This is a genomic window from Marinobacter sp. HL-58 (assembly GCF_001314605.1).
Taxonomy (GTDB): Bacteria; Pseudomonadota; Gammaproteobacteria; order Pseudomonadales; family Oleiphilaceae; genus Marinobacter.
On sequence record NZ_LIHP01000010.1, the window covers coordinates 133,497 to 147,802 of the forward strand.

A 14,306-nucleotide genomic window follows, 5' to 3' on the forward strand; every position below is an offset into this window, starting at 1 on the left:
AATACGCAGGTTCATGGGCCGACCTACTGGCCGGCCCATGCAGACAACTACTCCCCTATCTGAAGGCTGTCACTTTCCCTGAACCCGATCAGATAGAGTATGGCATCCAGCCCCAGGGTCGAGATGGAATGCCGGGCTGACTCCTTGACCACGGGCTTTGCCCGGAAGGCAACGCCCAGCCCGGCCTGGCTCAGCATGGGCAGGTCATTGGCACCATCACCCACTGCGATCACCTGCTCACGTGAAATGTGTTCACGTTCGGCAATCTCCAGAAGCAATTCAGCCTTGCGCTTGCCATCAACAATCTGGCCAGCAACGCGGCCGGTTACCTTGCCGTTTTCAATCTCCAGCTCGTTGGCATAAACGTAATCAATACCCAGTTTCTGCTGGAGATGACGGGCAAAATAAGTGAAACCGCCGGACAGGATCGCCGTGCGGTAACCCAGGGACTTCAGGCTTAGGATCAGGTGCTCCGCACCCTCGGTGAGCCGAAGACGAGCGGCGATGCCTTCCAGTACTGATTCGTCCAGTCCCTTCAGCAATGCCAGACGCTCGGCAAAGCTCTGGCTGAAATCCAGCTCTCCCTGCATGGCACGTTCGGTGATCCCTGCCACCTGCTCACCCACGCCGGCTTCCAGTGCCAGCTCGTCAATCACCTCCGCGTCGATCAGTGTGGAATCCATGTCGAATACCACCAGCCGGCGGTTGCGGCGGAAAATCGAGTCCTCCTGGAAGGCAATGTCCACGTTCATCTCACCGGCGATGTGCAGGAAATCAGACCGCAACTGCTCCAGGTCGGAGGGCGTTCCCCGCACGGAAAATTCCACACAGGCAATGCGGTTCTCCGCGGGGTTGAGAGACGGCCGGGCGGAAAGCCGGCTGATGTTGTCTATATTGAGACCGTGGCGGGCCGTGATGGCCGAGACCCGCGCAATCTGCTCGGCCTTGATATCCCGCGACAGCAGGGTAACGATGTAGCAGGCCCGGTTGCGCCCCTCCGCCCACTGCTGATACTCCTCGATGGTAATAGGGGCAAAGCGCACCTGCAGGTCCAGGGCATGCAGCCGGAACAACAGGTCGCGGATAACCGGTGAGGATTTGGACTCATCGGGAATCTCGATCAGGATTCCCCAGGTCAGGTGGTCGCGTATCACCGCCTGGCCAATATCCAGAATCCGCACATCGTACTGCCCCATGATGCCGGTAATTTCCGACGTCAGGCCGGGCTTGTCGCGCCCGGATACGTTGATCAGAACCAGCTCACTCACTGTCAGGCTGCTCCTCTGCACTGGCCGCGCCCTCGGCGTTTGCCGCTTCGGCCGCGTTGCTGGCCGACTGAATCACATCAATGGCATCCACACGCTGAAGCCCCCGGGGCAGTTTATGGCCACGACGGCCGCGCTCGCCCAGGTAATGTTCCAGGTCGCTGAACTGCAATCCCATCTTGCGCTTGCCGGCTCGTATCTCCAACTGGTCGTCCTCGGCGAACACCGCAATGGCAACCACGTACTCTTCCCGGCTCTGTACCCTGGCCGAGGGAATACTGATGATCTTGTTACCCTTGCCCTTGGCCAGCTCCGGCAACTCACTCAGGGGGAACACCAGCATCCGGCCCTCATTGGAAATAGCCCCCAGGTAAAGCGGCTTGTCGGAATCCGGCACCACCACCGGGGCCATGATTCTGGCCCCTTTGGGCACCGACACTACCGCTTTGCCGTTCCGGTTCTTGCTGATCATGTCATTGAGGGAAGTAACGAAACCGTAGCCTCCGTCGGTAACCAGCAATACCTTGCGGGCCGGGTCTCCCATCAGAAGCCCGGAGAAAGTGGCCCCGGAAGGCGGGTTGATACGACCGCTCAGCGGTTCACCCTGCCCCCGTGCTGATGGGAGCGAGTGGGCAACCAGGGAATAGGCGCGCCCGGTGGAATCCAGGAACACCGCCTGCTGGTTATTACGACCCTTCGCGGCCATGGCAAACTTGTCACCGGCCTTGTAGCTGAGCCCTTCCGGTTCTATATCGTGACCCTTGGCGGCCCTCACCCAGCCTTTCTCGGACAGCACCACGGTCACCGGGTCGTTCGATACCAGTTCGGTCTCGCTGAAGGCCCTGGCTTCCCGGCGCTCCACGATGGGCGAGCGGCGATCATCGCCAAAGGTTTCCGCATCCGCCAGCAACTCGTCCTTGATCAGTTCCCGCAGCCGGTCCTCTGAACCCAGGATAGCCTGAAGCTCATCCCGTTCCGCCGACAGCTCATCCTGCTCGCCCCGGATTTTCATTTCCTCCAGCTTGGCCAGGTGACGCAGCTTCAACTCGAGGATGGCTTCGGCCTGCTCTTCCGACAGCCCGAAACGAGACATCAATTCCACCTTGGGCTTGTCTTCATAGCGGATGATGGCGATGACTTCATCAATGTTCAGGTAGGCCACCAACAGGCCTTCAAGGATATGAAGGCGGGCCAGCACCTTGTCCAGCCGATGCTGCAGGCGCCGGGTCACCGTGGTACGGCGGAAGCTGAGCCACTCGGTCAGCATTTCCCGCAAGCCCTTGACCCCCGGGCGGCCATCGTTTCCGATAACGTTGATATTGACCCGGTAGGTTTTCTCCAGATCGGTGCTGGCAAACAGATGAGCCATCAGCCCATCGAGGTCCACCCGGTTGGAACGGGGAACAATCACCAGACGGGTCGGGTTCTCATGATCCGACTCATCCCGCAGGTCTGCCACCATGGGCAGCTTTTTCGCCTGCATCTGCTGGGCTATCTGCTCCAGCACCCGGTTACCTGATACCTGGTGAGGCAAATCCGTCACCACGATCTCGCCACCGTCATTGATCCAGCGGGCACGCATTCTCAGCGAACCCTTGCCGGTTTCGTACATCTGCCGGATGTCCTTGCGGGGTGTAATGATCTCCGCACAGGTGGGGAAATCCGGGCCTTTGACATGTTCGCACAGGTCGTCGGTGGTGGCCTCGGGCTGGTCAAGAAGCCGTACACAGGCCGCTGTAATCTCCCGGACATTGTGGGGCGGGATATCGGTTGCCATACCCACTGCAATACCGGTGGTGCCGTTCAGCAGAACGTGGGGCAGCCGTGCCGGCAACACCGATGGCTCATCCATGGTGCCATCAAAGTTCGGCACCCAGTCCACCGTGCCCTGCCCCAGTTCACTGAGAAGGACATCGGCAAACCTGGCCAGGCGGGATTCCGTGTAACGCATCGCGGCAAAAGACTTGGGATCGTCTGGCGCACCCCAGTTTCCCTGGCCGTCCACCAGCGGATACCGGTACGAGAAAGGCTGGGCCATCAGAACCATGGCCTCATAACACGCGCTGTCACCATGGGGGTGGAACTTACCCAGAACGTCACCTACCGTGCGGGCCGACTTCTTGTACTTGGACGTGGACTTGAGCCCGAGCTCGGACATGGCGTAGATGATCCGGCGCTGCACCGGCTTCAGGCCATCACCCACGTTGGGCAAAGCCCTGTCGAGAATGACGTACATGGAGTAATCGAGGTAGGCCTTTTCGGTGTAGTCCCTCAATGAAACCCGCTCAAAGCCTTCATCCGTGGTCTGAAACTCTGGCATGGATGCCCCTTTGTTGCGTGATATGAATGTTGCCTGAAGACAGTTCTTGTGATTACCCGGCCAGCAGCCGGAGGGCACATTATATGGAGGCGGGGGCAGATACACCAATACCGTGTCGGATTTCCAATAGCGGAATTCCCGCATGGAGAGAGTGTAACCCGCACCGTATGCTCTCCTTCAGTAAGGCAACGACCCGTTTCACGACATCCGAGAGTGGAGAACTATGAGACCCAACCTGAAAGCCTGCGGGCAGGCATTGATGACGGCTGTGGTGAATGCTGTTCTTGCTCTGGCTTTGATGTTGCTGGTGGAGTTCGCCATAAGCGGAACATTCCAGCTTGCAGAGCCCTATATCTGGGCGGGACTTCTGATCGGCATGGTGATTTTCTTTGGCCAGTTCTGGCGCCAACGCCATCTTTGTCGTAACAACAACCCTTCAGGACATTCCAGCGACGCACTCTGACAGCGCAAATCGATCAATAGACAATCACCCTACTACGCTGCACTACGAAAACCCCGGCCTCCCGGCGAACCGGAAGGCCGGAATAATCCGGCTTACTGACGAATCCCTTCCACCGAGATAATCAGCTCAACGGTTTCAGAGGCTTTGCCCAGGTCCATGGGAATGCCGAAATCCGACAGTTTCAACTCGGTTTCAGCCTCAAAACCCATGCGGTAGCCTCCCCAGGGGTCATCGCCATGGCCCAGCATTTCCGCATCCAGGGTGACCTCTTTGGTGACGCCACGGAGGGTCAGGTCGCCAACGATTTCCGCCTCACCTTCTTCATCCACTACCACTTTGGTGCTCTTGAAGGTGGCCTCGGGGTATTCGCTGACATAGAGGAAGTCTTCCTCACGCAGGTGCTTGTCGCGCTCACCGTGATTTGAGTCAACGCTGGACGTGTCGACCGTTACTTCAACGGAGCTGTTCTCCGGATTCTCGGCATCGTAGACAAACTGGCCGTCGAATTCATTGAACCGGCCATAGAGCCAGCTGTAGCCCAGGTGGGAAATCTTGAAGTTAATGAACTGGTGGTCGCCCTCGGTGTCAAAATCGTAGGTTCCACTGTGCTCGGAAGCGTGAAGTGGGCCAACGGCCGCGAATGTAACAGCTGAAGCCAGCAGCAGTTTTTTCATAATAATCTCCTTGTTGAAACAGCCCGAAGGCGCGATTGCAAAACGATGTTCAGGTTACTGCTTACGTCGGTCCGTACCTAACATACGCCGCAGCGTATCATCCCGGTCAATAAAGTGGTGCTTGACAGCCGCCAGGGAATGTAAGCCCGCGAGAACCACCAATGCCCAGGTTGACCAGTAGTGCACAACACCTGCGGTGTCTTCCAGCCCCTTCACCTGGCCGGTCATCGATGGCACCTGAAACCAGTCAAACACACTGACGGATGACCCGTCCGCGGAGGAAATGAGGTAGCCACTGATCATTGCGACGAAGACCAGAAGGTACAACACAAGGTGTGCGGCATGGGCTGCCAATACTTCAAACCGGGTATGGTTCGGCAGCGGCCCTGGTACGGGGTTAGCTAAACGCCAGGCCAGCCTGAGCCCCATGGCTGCGAACAGCAGGATGCCAATGCTGCGATGAATGTCTGGCCCGGTGCGGTACCAGTCATCGTAATAACTCAGGTCGACCATCCAGAATCCGAGACCAAACAGTCCAAATACCGCAATAGCGACAAGCCAGTGAAGACTGATGCTGACCACGCCGAACCGATTGGCTGTGTTGCGTACCTGCATGGAAATCTCCGTTGTGGCCTGCCCTGATCTCTGAGCAGTGTAGAAACGCAGGCCGTGAAAACCAATCAAAATGTTTTGCATACATAGGTCAGAAATTCTGACCAAGCAACCTGCCAGTGCCCAGCAGGTACTTTCCCTTATACCTTTGGTCTGATACGGGTTATACGGATTGTAGAAAATCATGGCCCGAATAGAATTTACGTATATCTTGAATACCCGGTTAGGGTCACTCATTGAACGAGAGGAAAAAACATGGAAATTGAATTCGACGAATCCGTTGCCGTGCCCAGCAACAACTAATTTCTGGCGGCTCCCCACGAGCCGTCCATACCTTCCTTTCCAACGCATTCCTGTGCGCTGTTACCCGAAGTTGCCTGTTTTTACATGAAATAGTGGCAATAATCGGCAGGTTTTGGCACTCTTCTGTCTGCAGTGATAATCCTATGCGTCCTGGCTGAATTTTTCACCAAAATCAGCAGGCTGTGGCAGGAATTGACAGATCGGATGGCCACCGTGGCATTTCCGATGTTTTCGTTTATCCGGAATCCGAAGGCCTATGTCGCGAACCCTCCCAGAAGAGATGACCGCACCGGAATTGGATTTGCTGTCGCCTATGCTAACGAGGGACGGGGATTCGTGGACAGCAGATTTCCATGGCCTGACACTGCGCACTGCACTGCAACCCATATTCAGCATTTCCCATAAACGCATCGTGGGCTACGAGGCACTGATCCGCGCCTTTGATAACGATAACGCGGCTGTGCTCCCCCTGCACCTGTTTGAACTGCCAACAACGGAAGCGGAAAACCTCCTGCTGGACCGCCTCTGCCGCTACCTGCACATTCGCAACTATTCGGGCTTCAAAGACCAACTCAACTGGCTGTTCCTGAACGTCTCGCCCCGGGTGGTATCGGCAGGAAGCCGGGCAGACTCGTTTTTTGGCGAGCTGCTGAAGAAAACCGGCCTGCCCCCTCACCGTATTGTGATGGAAATTGTTGAGCAGCCGACCGATGACGCCGAAAGACTGCGGGAAACCGTCGCTTACTATCAGGACCTGGGTTGCCTGACCGCCATCGATGATTTTGGTGCCGGCCACTCCAATTTTGAACGTATCTGGAACCTGTCACCGGATATTGTGAAACTCGACCGCAAGTTGCTGACCCGCGCTACCGATGACCGCAAGGCCCGACAGATTCTCAATGGCATTGTGTCACTGCTGCACCAGTCAGGCTGCCTGGTGCTCCTGGAGGGCGTTGAGACCCATGACCAGGCCATGATTGCCATTGATGCCGGTGTGGATTTTGTACAGGGATTCTATTTCCGCAAGCCGAGCACTTCGCTGGCAGACATCCCCACTGAGATGACAGATCTGGATGGCCTGCTGAAAGACTACAAGAGCAAAAACCGGGTAACACAGGACCCGAGCCAGCAGCTGACAGCCTTTTTTGAAGGTTTTTTCCGCAATGCGGTGGACCGGCTCAGCCAGGGCATGATGATGCGGGAGGCCTGCAGTACCCTGCTGAACCATCCGGCGGTGTCACGGTGCTACCTGGTGGATGAAACCGGTGTACAGATCGACGACACCCTGGTTTCCGATGCCATGGCGAGCAGCCTTGACCCCCGTTTCCGACCACTGGAAAGTACCACCAGTGCCGACTGGTACCGCCAGCAGTACCTGCGCCAGGCCATTGCCCAGCCGGGTTATCTGCAGGTAACAGCACCCTATCTCTGCATTACCGGTGCCTATATGTGTGTCACCCTGTCCCTGGGCTATTTTCACAATGGCCAGCTCAGGGTGCTTTGCTGCGATATTCTCGCCAATCCCACCGAGACCGCTGTCAGGAAAGGTTGATCCCGTATACCAGGGAAATCACGCCTACCGTCACCAGCCCGATAAACAGATTCATCGGCAAGCCTACCTTTACGAAATCCATGAACCGGTAACCGCCGGGGCCGAACACCATCATGTTGGTCTGATAACCCAACGGTGTGGCAAAACTGGCTGAAGCGGCCATCATCACCGCAATCACGTAGGGTTCCGAGCTGATTCCCAGAGACGTAGTCATGGACAGCACGATGGGTAATACCAACACCGCGGCGGCATTATTGGTGATCACTTCCGTCAGCACTGAAACCGCGAAGTACACCAGCAAAACGGTGAGCAGCGGATGGCCACTGCTGACACTCAGTATTCCCTCAGCGACATAGGCCGCTGCGCCGGTTTCCTGGAGTGCTGCCCCCAGGGCGAACGACGCCCCGATGGTCAGCATCACTGGCACATCCACCGCCTTTTGCGCCTGGCCGACCGAGCAGCAGCCGCTGAGGACCATCAGTGCCGCACCCAGCAGTGCCGCATTGAGCATACTCAGGACACCCAGGGCTGCCGCAACCACCAGCACCAGCAGGATGCCCCAGGACAGATAGGCCCGGTCATGACGGGGCGTCTCGGTCTCCAGGTCATTGATCAGCAGGAAATCCTTGGCATACCGCTGGCGGCTGACAAACGCTGGCCGCGCTTCCAGCAGCAGCACATCCCCGGTTTTCAGACGGATATTGCCGAGATTGCCGGAGACCCGCTCACCGCCCCGTGCCACCGCCAGAACCACGGCACCATAGCGATCCCGGAAACGGGCGTCACGGATGGTATGCCCAAGTACTTCCGACTGGGGCGACAGGGCCGCCTCGACCAGACGGCGCTCTGCACGGTCTTTACTCAGGCTGGGTTCGTCATCATGAACCGAAGGCACAATGCCGTTGATGCGCAGAAGGTCCGAGATAGCCTGGGTATCACCGGCGAATACCAACCGGTCCCCTCCCCGCAATCGCTCCTCTGAGGGCACGGCGGTTACCACACTGCCATCCCGCTCGATCTCTACCAGATAAAGCCGCTCCAACTCACGCAATCCGGCTTCGCCAACACTTTTGCCCACCAGCGGGCCATCGAAGGCAACAGCCACCTCCAGGGTGAACTCCCGCATGGAGCCAAACTTCTGCTGATCCTTGCGGTCAGGCAGGAACCGGGGCAGCAACAGCAGCATGGCCCCCAGCCCGATAATCGCCACCGGCAAGCCAACCGCTGTGATGGAGAATATCGAGAACCCTTCATCTCCGGTCAGTTGCTGATACTGGCCGTTGACCACCAGGTTGGTGCTGGTACCGATCAACGTCAGGGTGCCGCCGAGGATGGCGGAGTAGCTGAGGGGGATCATCAGCTTGGAGGGTGATATACCAATCTTCCGCGACCAGGCGTGAACCGCCGGGATCATGGTGGCGACAACGGGGGTGTTATTCAGAAAGCCACTGAGGAGGGCTACCGGGAATGCTATGCGTGCCTGGGCAGAACGCACCGTGCGCGGCGACCGCAACAGGTGATGAACCACCAGGTCGACGCCGCCGGAATGGTGAATACCGGCAGCCACTACAAACATGGCCACCACCGTGATCAGGCCGCTGTTACTGAACCCCGCCAGGGCCTGGTTGGAGTTGATAATGCCACTGGCGCTGAGCACAATCAGCACGCCAAGCATGACGAGATGGGGACCAAAACGCCCAACGCTCATCAACAGCAATGCCAAGCCCGCGAGGCTTAATACTATCCAGCCCTGCCAGTCCATCGAGTGATCCCTTGAATAAAAGGGGCAGGATAGCGACTTTAATGAAGACTTAGAAAGAATAAAGGATGCTTTTTAAAGCACTGTCAGGCATATAGCTGCAATTTCTACCAACCCTCAGTGGGCACACCATGCTCTTCAAGGTAATCACCGTGCTGCTCCAGGTAGCTTTCTGTTCCGGCGACAAAGTCATCGGGATCGCCTTCTGCCTCCGTGGCCTGCATGCGCATCACTTCAATTTCATTGCCAATCTGGTTCAAAATCCAGACCACCACTGTGCCGCCGGGTGCCAGGCCGATGGTCATGGTATTTCGCGGCCCAGCCCGTACGTTGCCTTCGGTTTTGTATGGCGCAGGCTGACGCATACGATCCAGAAGATCCTCGGGTACGCGGATGATTTTGGCGTAGTATTTTTGCTCCGCGAAGGAGAACCAGCGCAGGCCTATCAGTTCCGGAAATGGATCTGCCCTTCCGCCTTTCCCTGACGGTCCGTAGGAACCAGCCCAGCAGCAGCCGACTGTACCCACCGGCTCACGCCAACTACGTTCCCCAGGTTTTTCCAAAAACATATCAACAACCCACACTTCGTAGTGCTTGGGCGCGGCTACCGATACTCGCCAATAATCTTCTTCTTTTTCCATTGACGCACAACTACTTACCAGCAGTGCCAGACTGAACAATCCAATCATTCTCAAGATCATTTATCCTCCTGTTGCGGGTATACAAGACGCTCGCCAGAGGACACAGGCGTGTGAGGCCGCAGAAAACGGAATAGCCTGATTCTGGCCGGCAAGCCGGCCAACAGGGTTTCGAAACTGTTGTAATGTGCTGAGTAATGTATGTAGCGCTGGAGAAGCATTTCCAGGTCATCGCTGGCAAGTGAGGGTGAGTCATCTCCAGCAAGGACCTGATCTATCAATCGGCGATTAATTTCAGACAGCTCCCGAGGCAACTCGAAATCAGGCCGATCGGGAATGTTCTTAAGTGGTAAGCCGGCTTCCACTGCCAACCGATGCATTAGTCTCAGTGGAACCCTTGAGTACTCTCCTCTTATCTGTCTTACCATTCGTACAGCGAGGTCGACCTGTCCGTCGGGCACCGGATGCTCTTGGCGATGCGTAAAGATCTCAAGAACCGGTTTGCCTTCGGGCCCCAGTTCCGAAGGGCGCGCGTACAACTCAGTGGACTGCCGAACCGGTAAACTGTGTTTTCCAATCCAACCTTCCGCATCTACATCCTTGCGAAGCAGCTCCAGCCTGTCCCATTCCATGGTCTGGTCAGGTCGGGACAACCGGGCCCGGTTTACAGGAAGCATGGGACTGACCAACACCTCCTCCCGCTGAGTCTCGCTGTATCCACCACCAATATCAGAGTGTGCCCCGGGGAGTGCAATTTCCCGAAAGTTGGCAGGTAACCCCCCTTCCTTGTCGCGCAAGCTGTTCAGGGCAAAGTTCTTACGGCGCTCATGGATCGCGGTCAGATGTACCGCCTGGCCAATCTCATCGCTCTCAAGGTAAAGCTTAACCGGGCTATTTTTGTCATTGTGAGCAAAAAGGTCACCAGCAGGCCAGTTGGCGATTCCAGCAACACAATCAAACAGCCCAACAAACCGGATACGCACATTATCCGGCCACGAAATCTCCTTCTTATCAAAAGCTTTTCCAAGCTCACCGGAACGCCCCAGTATAATTTCGTGGGCTGCATGTCGCGCGGCAGCTGCACCTCGACTGAAGCCAAAAAGGTCAATAGTCATCTGTTCAACGGGCCTGCCCTGAGCATCCATTAGCACCTGTTGGGATAGTTCCGAGAAGGCCTTTTCAACTTGCCTGATAATACCTGTATCTCCCAGCCCGGTCGCAGCCCCATACACATTGTCATCATTCCCCGTTTTAGACCCGACTCCCGGTTCATAGATGGCATATCGATATTTGACAATATCGTCCGACACCACATTATCTGTGATGTAGAGGTCTCTGAGTTTCGCCACATTACTGGGCTCATTTGTATAACTTGCCCCGGCCATCAGCCCTATTCGACGCTCGCACTCCTCCTGACTAAACTCGTCGTTTTCAAAGGGAATGAGACATTCTTTTTCCAGGTACTCGATAAAGCCACGGGTATTCGCTGCATTATTCAAGGTCCCATCCGTAAAGATGCCAACCTCCAGATGTATACCTGGCGATTCCTTCGACTTGCTGTTGTCGGTTGCCACGCCGGACGTGCCAGAAAGCGGCATGACCGAAGCAGAAGCCCCCAGGGGCAGGCTTAGTGGCTTTTCATTTGAGGACTGGCTCCGGCGCCTTTCAGCATTACGCCGAATCTGCATTTCCGTGCCGAAGGTCCGGCTCGGAAATCCTCCTATGCCCGCGGGATGACTGTTACGCAACTGTTCCGGCGTAACCGCCCATTCGTTCAGTTTTGCCACGTCATTTTCAAGAAACGCACCGACAATTAACGTATTTACCGTCCACTGCCCGCCGCCAGGCAGATGCTCGCCTTCCTGCCAGGTAACCACCGGGGACACTGGTATGCCATCCAAGGGGCCGTGAACCAGTAGCAGCTCACCGTTACGAACCTGTTTCTCGAGGGAGCCGGGATAATCGTTGCGCCCATAGGGGCTGTGGGTACTGTCGTGGGGAAGCCGCAATGCGGTCACCGGCCCGGACAGCAATTGCCTGACCTTGCCGGCGGCCAGAAAAGGACTTTCTATACGGGGAAGATCATATACGGTCAGATCCCTTGACCAGACAAGTTTCATCGTCACCACTCCTTGCTGACGTTGTTAAATCTGCTGCGGACAAAAACTTTACCCGGATCTGCCCGCCGGATAAAGGCCACCCTGGCCGTTACCCGGGGACTCCATCACACTTCTATGTCGGCCATATTGCCGTAGGTCTCCAGCCAGACACGACGATCAGACGCCCGCTTCTTGCCCAGCAGCATGTCCATGCGGCTGTCGGTGTCGTCGCCATCTTCGATGGTAAGCATGACCAGGCGACGGGTATCCGGAGCCATGGTGGTCTCACGGAGCTGGAGCGGGTTCATCTCGCCCAGGCCCTTGAAGCGGGTGACCGAGATTTTTCCGCGACGGTTTTCGGCCGCCAGGCGGTCCAGGATGCCCTGCTTCTCGTGCTCATCCAGCGCGTAGAAGGTTTCCTTGCCCAGGTCCACACGGTACAGCGGCGGCATGGCAACAAAAACGTGGCCGGCAGCCACCAGCGGGCGGAAGTGCTTGACGAAGAGTGCGCACAGCAGGGTGGCAATGTGCAGGCCGTCGGAGTCGGCGTCGGCGAGAATGCAGATCTTGTTGTAGCGCAGGCCTTCGAGCTTGTCGGAGCCCGGGTCCACCCCGATGGCAACCGCAATGTCGTGGACTTCCTGGGAAGCGAGGATCTCGCCGGAGTCCACCTCCCAGGTATTGAGTATCTTGCCCCGCAACGGCATCACTGCCTGGAATTCCCGGTCCCGGGCCTGCTTGGCGGAACCTCCAGCGGAATCCCCCTCCACCAGGAAGAGTTCGGAGCGGTTGCTGTCGCTGCCGGAACAGTCCGCCAGTTTGCCGGGCAATGCCGGGCCCGAAGTGACCCTCTTGCGGGCCACTTTCTTGCTGGCTTTCAGGCGGCGCTGGGCATTGCTGATAAACAACTCGGCGAGGGCCTCGGCAATATCGGTGTGCTGGTTCAGCCAAAGGCTGAAGGCATCCTTGACCACACCGGATATAAAGGCAGCCGCTTCCCGTGACGACAGACGCTCCTTGGTCTGTCCCGAGAACTGTGGCTCCTGCATCTTGAATGACAGCACATAGGCACAGCGCTCCCAGATATCTTCCGGGGACAGTTTCACGCCACGCGGCAGCAAGTTGCGGAAGTCGCAGAATTCCCGCATGGCCTCCAGCAGCCCCGTTCGCAAACCATTTACATGGGTGCCGCCCTGTGCGGTGGGGATCAGGTTGACGTAGCTTTCCATCACCGCTTCGCCACCTTCCGGCAACCACTGAATTGCCCAGTCCACCGCTTCCTTGTTACCGGAGAAGCTGCCGGTAAACGGCTCCAGCGGCACCGCTTCGATATCTGCCAGCTCCGTGCGCAGGTAATCACGCAGCCCGCCTTCGTAGCACCACTCGTCCTTGTCGCCGGTCTGTTCCTGCAGGAAGGTGACAACCAGCCCCGGGCACAGCACGGCCTTGGCCCGCAGATTATGGCGCAAACGGCTTACCGAGAATTTCGGGCTGTCAAAATAGCTGGGGTCCGGCGTGAATTTGAGGCGGGTACCGGTGTTTCGCTTGCCGACGGTGTCGATCACCGCCAACTCGGTTTGCTTGTCGCCGTTGGCAAAGGTCATCTGGTGCAGCTGGCCATCGCGTTTGATGGTCACCTCCAGATGCGTCGACAGGGCGTTGACGACAGAAACCCCCACCCCGTGCAGGCCGCCGGAGAAATTGTAATTGCCCTGGGAGAATTTGCCACCGGCGTGAAGGCGGGTAAGGATCAGCTCCACTCCCGGCACACCATGTTCCTTGTGGATATCCACCGGCATACCCCGGCCATCGTCCTCGACACTGAGAGAGCCGTCACTGTGAAGAATGACATCAATTCGGCGGGCATGGCCTGCCAGCGCTTCGTCGACGCTGTTATCGATGACTTCCTGGGCCAGATGGTTGGGCCGACTGGTGTCGGTGTACATGCCCGGGCGTTTGCGCACCGGGTCCAGACCACTCAGAACTTCAATGGCATCGGCGTTGTACTGTTTCTGGCTCATGGGAAGAAAGCGACTCCACGGGTTTGTTATTAAACTGGCCCATAGCTTAGGGATTCGCGGGGAAAGATCAACGGTTGATTTGTGCAGGTGAGGATCGGCGCAGCCACCGCGCCGCTATCGCTCTCGTGTGATGGTGTCCAGGCCCTCGCCGGATACTCTGAGCTGTTTCCAGTCATCAGGGCTTATGGCGATCACCGCGCAGGGTGTGGTCAGCGCCTGGGAAACCATGGCGTCCTCTGCGGGCTCCCGGGCTTTCAGCGACAGCTCCAGCACATCGTCGACGATTTCAGCGGATTCCAGCGTCAGGCCATATCCTCCGGTGGGCTTCTGCCCCAGGCCAACGAGCAGCAGGTGTTCCTTTTGCAGATCAAGGGCCCGGAGCTGGTTCATCGAGAGGTTTCCCGATGGCAACTGCTCCAGCCTGTCCAGTTCCGCGGCATTGTTGATGTAGACAAGGCCAGGCGCGGTCAGGCCACAATGGTCGGATTCCGTTACCTGCCGCGCCAGAGGGGCGCCATCGGCCGTTGCGGAGCGATTGACGGCGCAGCCTGCCACCACGGTGATGGCCAGGGCCAGGGCTGTTATGTGCATAAACCGCAT

Annotated in this window: 11 protein-coding genes; 2 read left to right on the forward strand and 9 right to left on the reverse strand. The window is 57.4% G+C overall.

Annotation, left to right across the window (positions count from 1 at the left end; all coding sequences use genetic code 11):
- Positions 1–47: 47 nt before the first annotated feature.
- On the reverse strand, positions 48–1,268 hold the full coding sequence (gene serB, locus HLUCCO03_RS07845; RefSeq protein WP_027832754.1) for a phosphoserine phosphatase SerB: 1,221 nt from the start codon (positions 1,266–1,268) through the stop codon (positions 48–50).
- Positions 1,261–3,585 carry a DNA topoisomerase IV subunit A gene (gene parC, locus HLUCCO03_RS07850; RefSeq protein ID WP_027832755.1) on the reverse strand — a complete coding sequence of 775 codons (2,325 nt, stop codon included), beginning with the start codon at positions 3,583–3,585 and terminating at the stop codon, positions 1,261–1,263. The genes serB and parC overlap by 8 nt, the downstream gene beginning before the upstream one ends.
- Before the next feature lie 223 nt (positions 3,586–3,808).
- Between parC and HLUCCO03_RS07855 the strand changes: the two genes are divergently transcribed.
- Complete coding sequence (locus HLUCCO03_RS07855; RefSeq protein ID WP_027832756.1) at positions 3,809–4,048, forward strand: hypothetical protein; 240 nt, start codon at positions 3,809–3,811, stop codon at positions 4,046–4,048.
- Positions 4,049–4,140: 92 nt separating this feature from the next.
- On the opposite strand, the gene HLUCCO03_RS07860 is transcribed toward HLUCCO03_RS07855, so the two are convergent.
- Complete coding sequence (locus tag HLUCCO03_RS07860; RefSeq protein ID WP_027832757.1) at positions 4,141–4,722, reverse strand: YceI family protein; 582 nt, start codon at positions 4,720–4,722, stop codon at positions 4,141–4,143.
- Between the two features lie 54 nt (positions 4,723–4,776).
- Positions 4,777–5,337, reverse strand: a complete 561-nt coding sequence (locus HLUCCO03_RS07865) for a cytochrome b (protein ID WP_027832758.1) — start codon at positions 5,335–5,337, stop codon at positions 4,777–4,779.
- Positions 5,338–5,893: 556 nt separating this feature from the next.
- On the opposite strand from HLUCCO03_RS07865, the gene HLUCCO03_RS07870 reads away from it, so the two are divergent.
- Complete coding sequence (locus HLUCCO03_RS07870) at positions 5,894–7,189, forward strand: EAL domain-containing protein (RefSeq protein ID WP_027832759.1); 1,296 nt, start codon at positions 5,894–5,896, stop codon at positions 7,187–7,189.
- On the opposite strand, the gene HLUCCO03_RS07875 is transcribed toward HLUCCO03_RS07870, so the two are convergent.
- From HLUCCO03_RS07875 to HLUCCO03_RS07895, 5 genes are all read right to left on the reverse strand, one after another.
- Positions 7,176–8,951: an SLC13 family permease gene (locus HLUCCO03_RS07875; protein WP_027832760.1), complete on the reverse strand. Its 1,776-nt coding sequence runs from the start codon at positions 8,949–8,951 to the stop codon at positions 7,176–7,178. The genes HLUCCO03_RS07870 and HLUCCO03_RS07875 overlap by 14 nt on opposite strands.
- A 104-nt stretch (positions 8,952–9,055) precedes the next feature.
- The gene (locus tag HLUCCO03_RS07880) at positions 9,056–9,649 is read right to left on the reverse strand and encodes a DUF2931 family protein (RefSeq protein WP_027832761.1); all 594 of its coding nucleotides are present in this window, start codon (positions 9,647–9,649) and stop codon (positions 9,056–9,058) included.
- On the reverse strand, positions 9,646–11,706 hold the full coding sequence (locus HLUCCO03_RS07885) for a DUF2235 domain-containing protein (RefSeq protein WP_027832762.1): 2,061 nt from the start codon (positions 11,704–11,706) through the stop codon (positions 9,646–9,648). Before HLUCCO03_RS07885 ends, HLUCCO03_RS07880 begins: the two co-directional genes overlap by 4 nt.
- 104 nt (positions 11,707–11,810) lie before the next feature.
- Positions 11,811–13,706, reverse strand: coding sequence for a DNA topoisomerase IV subunit B (parE, locus tag HLUCCO03_RS07890; RefSeq protein WP_027832763.1), 1,896 nt, complete (start codon positions 13,704–13,706; stop codon positions 11,811–11,813).
- Positions 13,707–13,820: 114 nt separating this feature from the next.
- Positions 13,821–14,306 (reverse strand): protease complex subunit PrcB family protein, encoded by a 486-nt coding sequence (locus HLUCCO03_RS07895; RefSeq protein WP_051603904.1) that lies wholly within the window; start codon positions 14,304–14,306, stop codon positions 13,821–13,823.

Bases quoted from the DNA above. Each gene is read 5' to 3' on its own strand.
- HLUCCO03_RS07870 (WP_027832759.1), top strand. From the start codon at position 5,894: ATGTCGCGAACCCTCCCAGAAGAGATGACCGCACCGGAATTGGATTTG.
- HLUCCO03_RS07895 (WP_051603904.1), bottom strand. From the start codon at position 14,306: ATGCGGTTTATGCACATAACAGCCCTGGCCCTGGCCATCACCGTGGTG.
- HLUCCO03_RS07875 (WP_027832760.1), bottom strand. From the start codon at position 8,951: ATGGACTGGCAGGGCTGGATAGTATTAAGCCTCGCGGGCTTGGCATTG.
- parC (WP_027832755.1), bottom strand. From the start codon at position 3,585: ATGCCAGAGTTTCAGACCACGGATGAAGGCTTTGAGCGGGTTTCATTG.
- HLUCCO03_RS07865 (WP_027832758.1), bottom strand. From the start codon at position 5,337: ATGCAGGTACGCAACACAGCCAATCGGTTCGGCGTGGTCAGCATCAGT.
- HLUCCO03_RS07855 (WP_027832756.1), top strand. From the start codon at position 3,809: ATGAGACCCAACCTGAAAGCCTGCGGGCAGGCATTGATGACGGCTGTG.
- HLUCCO03_RS07885 (WP_027832762.1), bottom strand. From the start codon at position 11,706: ATGAAACTTGTCTGGTCAAGGGATCTGACCGTATATGATCTTCCCCGT.
- HLUCCO03_RS07880 (WP_027832761.1), bottom strand. From the start codon at position 9,649: ATGATCTTGAGAATGATTGGATTGTTCAGTCTGGCACTGCTGGTAAGT.
- HLUCCO03_RS07860 (WP_027832757.1), bottom strand. From the start codon at position 4,722: ATGAAAAAACTGCTGCTGGCTTCAGCTGTTACATTCGCGGCCGTTGGC.
- parE (WP_027832763.1), bottom strand. From the start codon at position 13,706: ATGAGCCAGAAACAGTACAACGCCGATGCCATTGAAGTTCTGAGTGGT.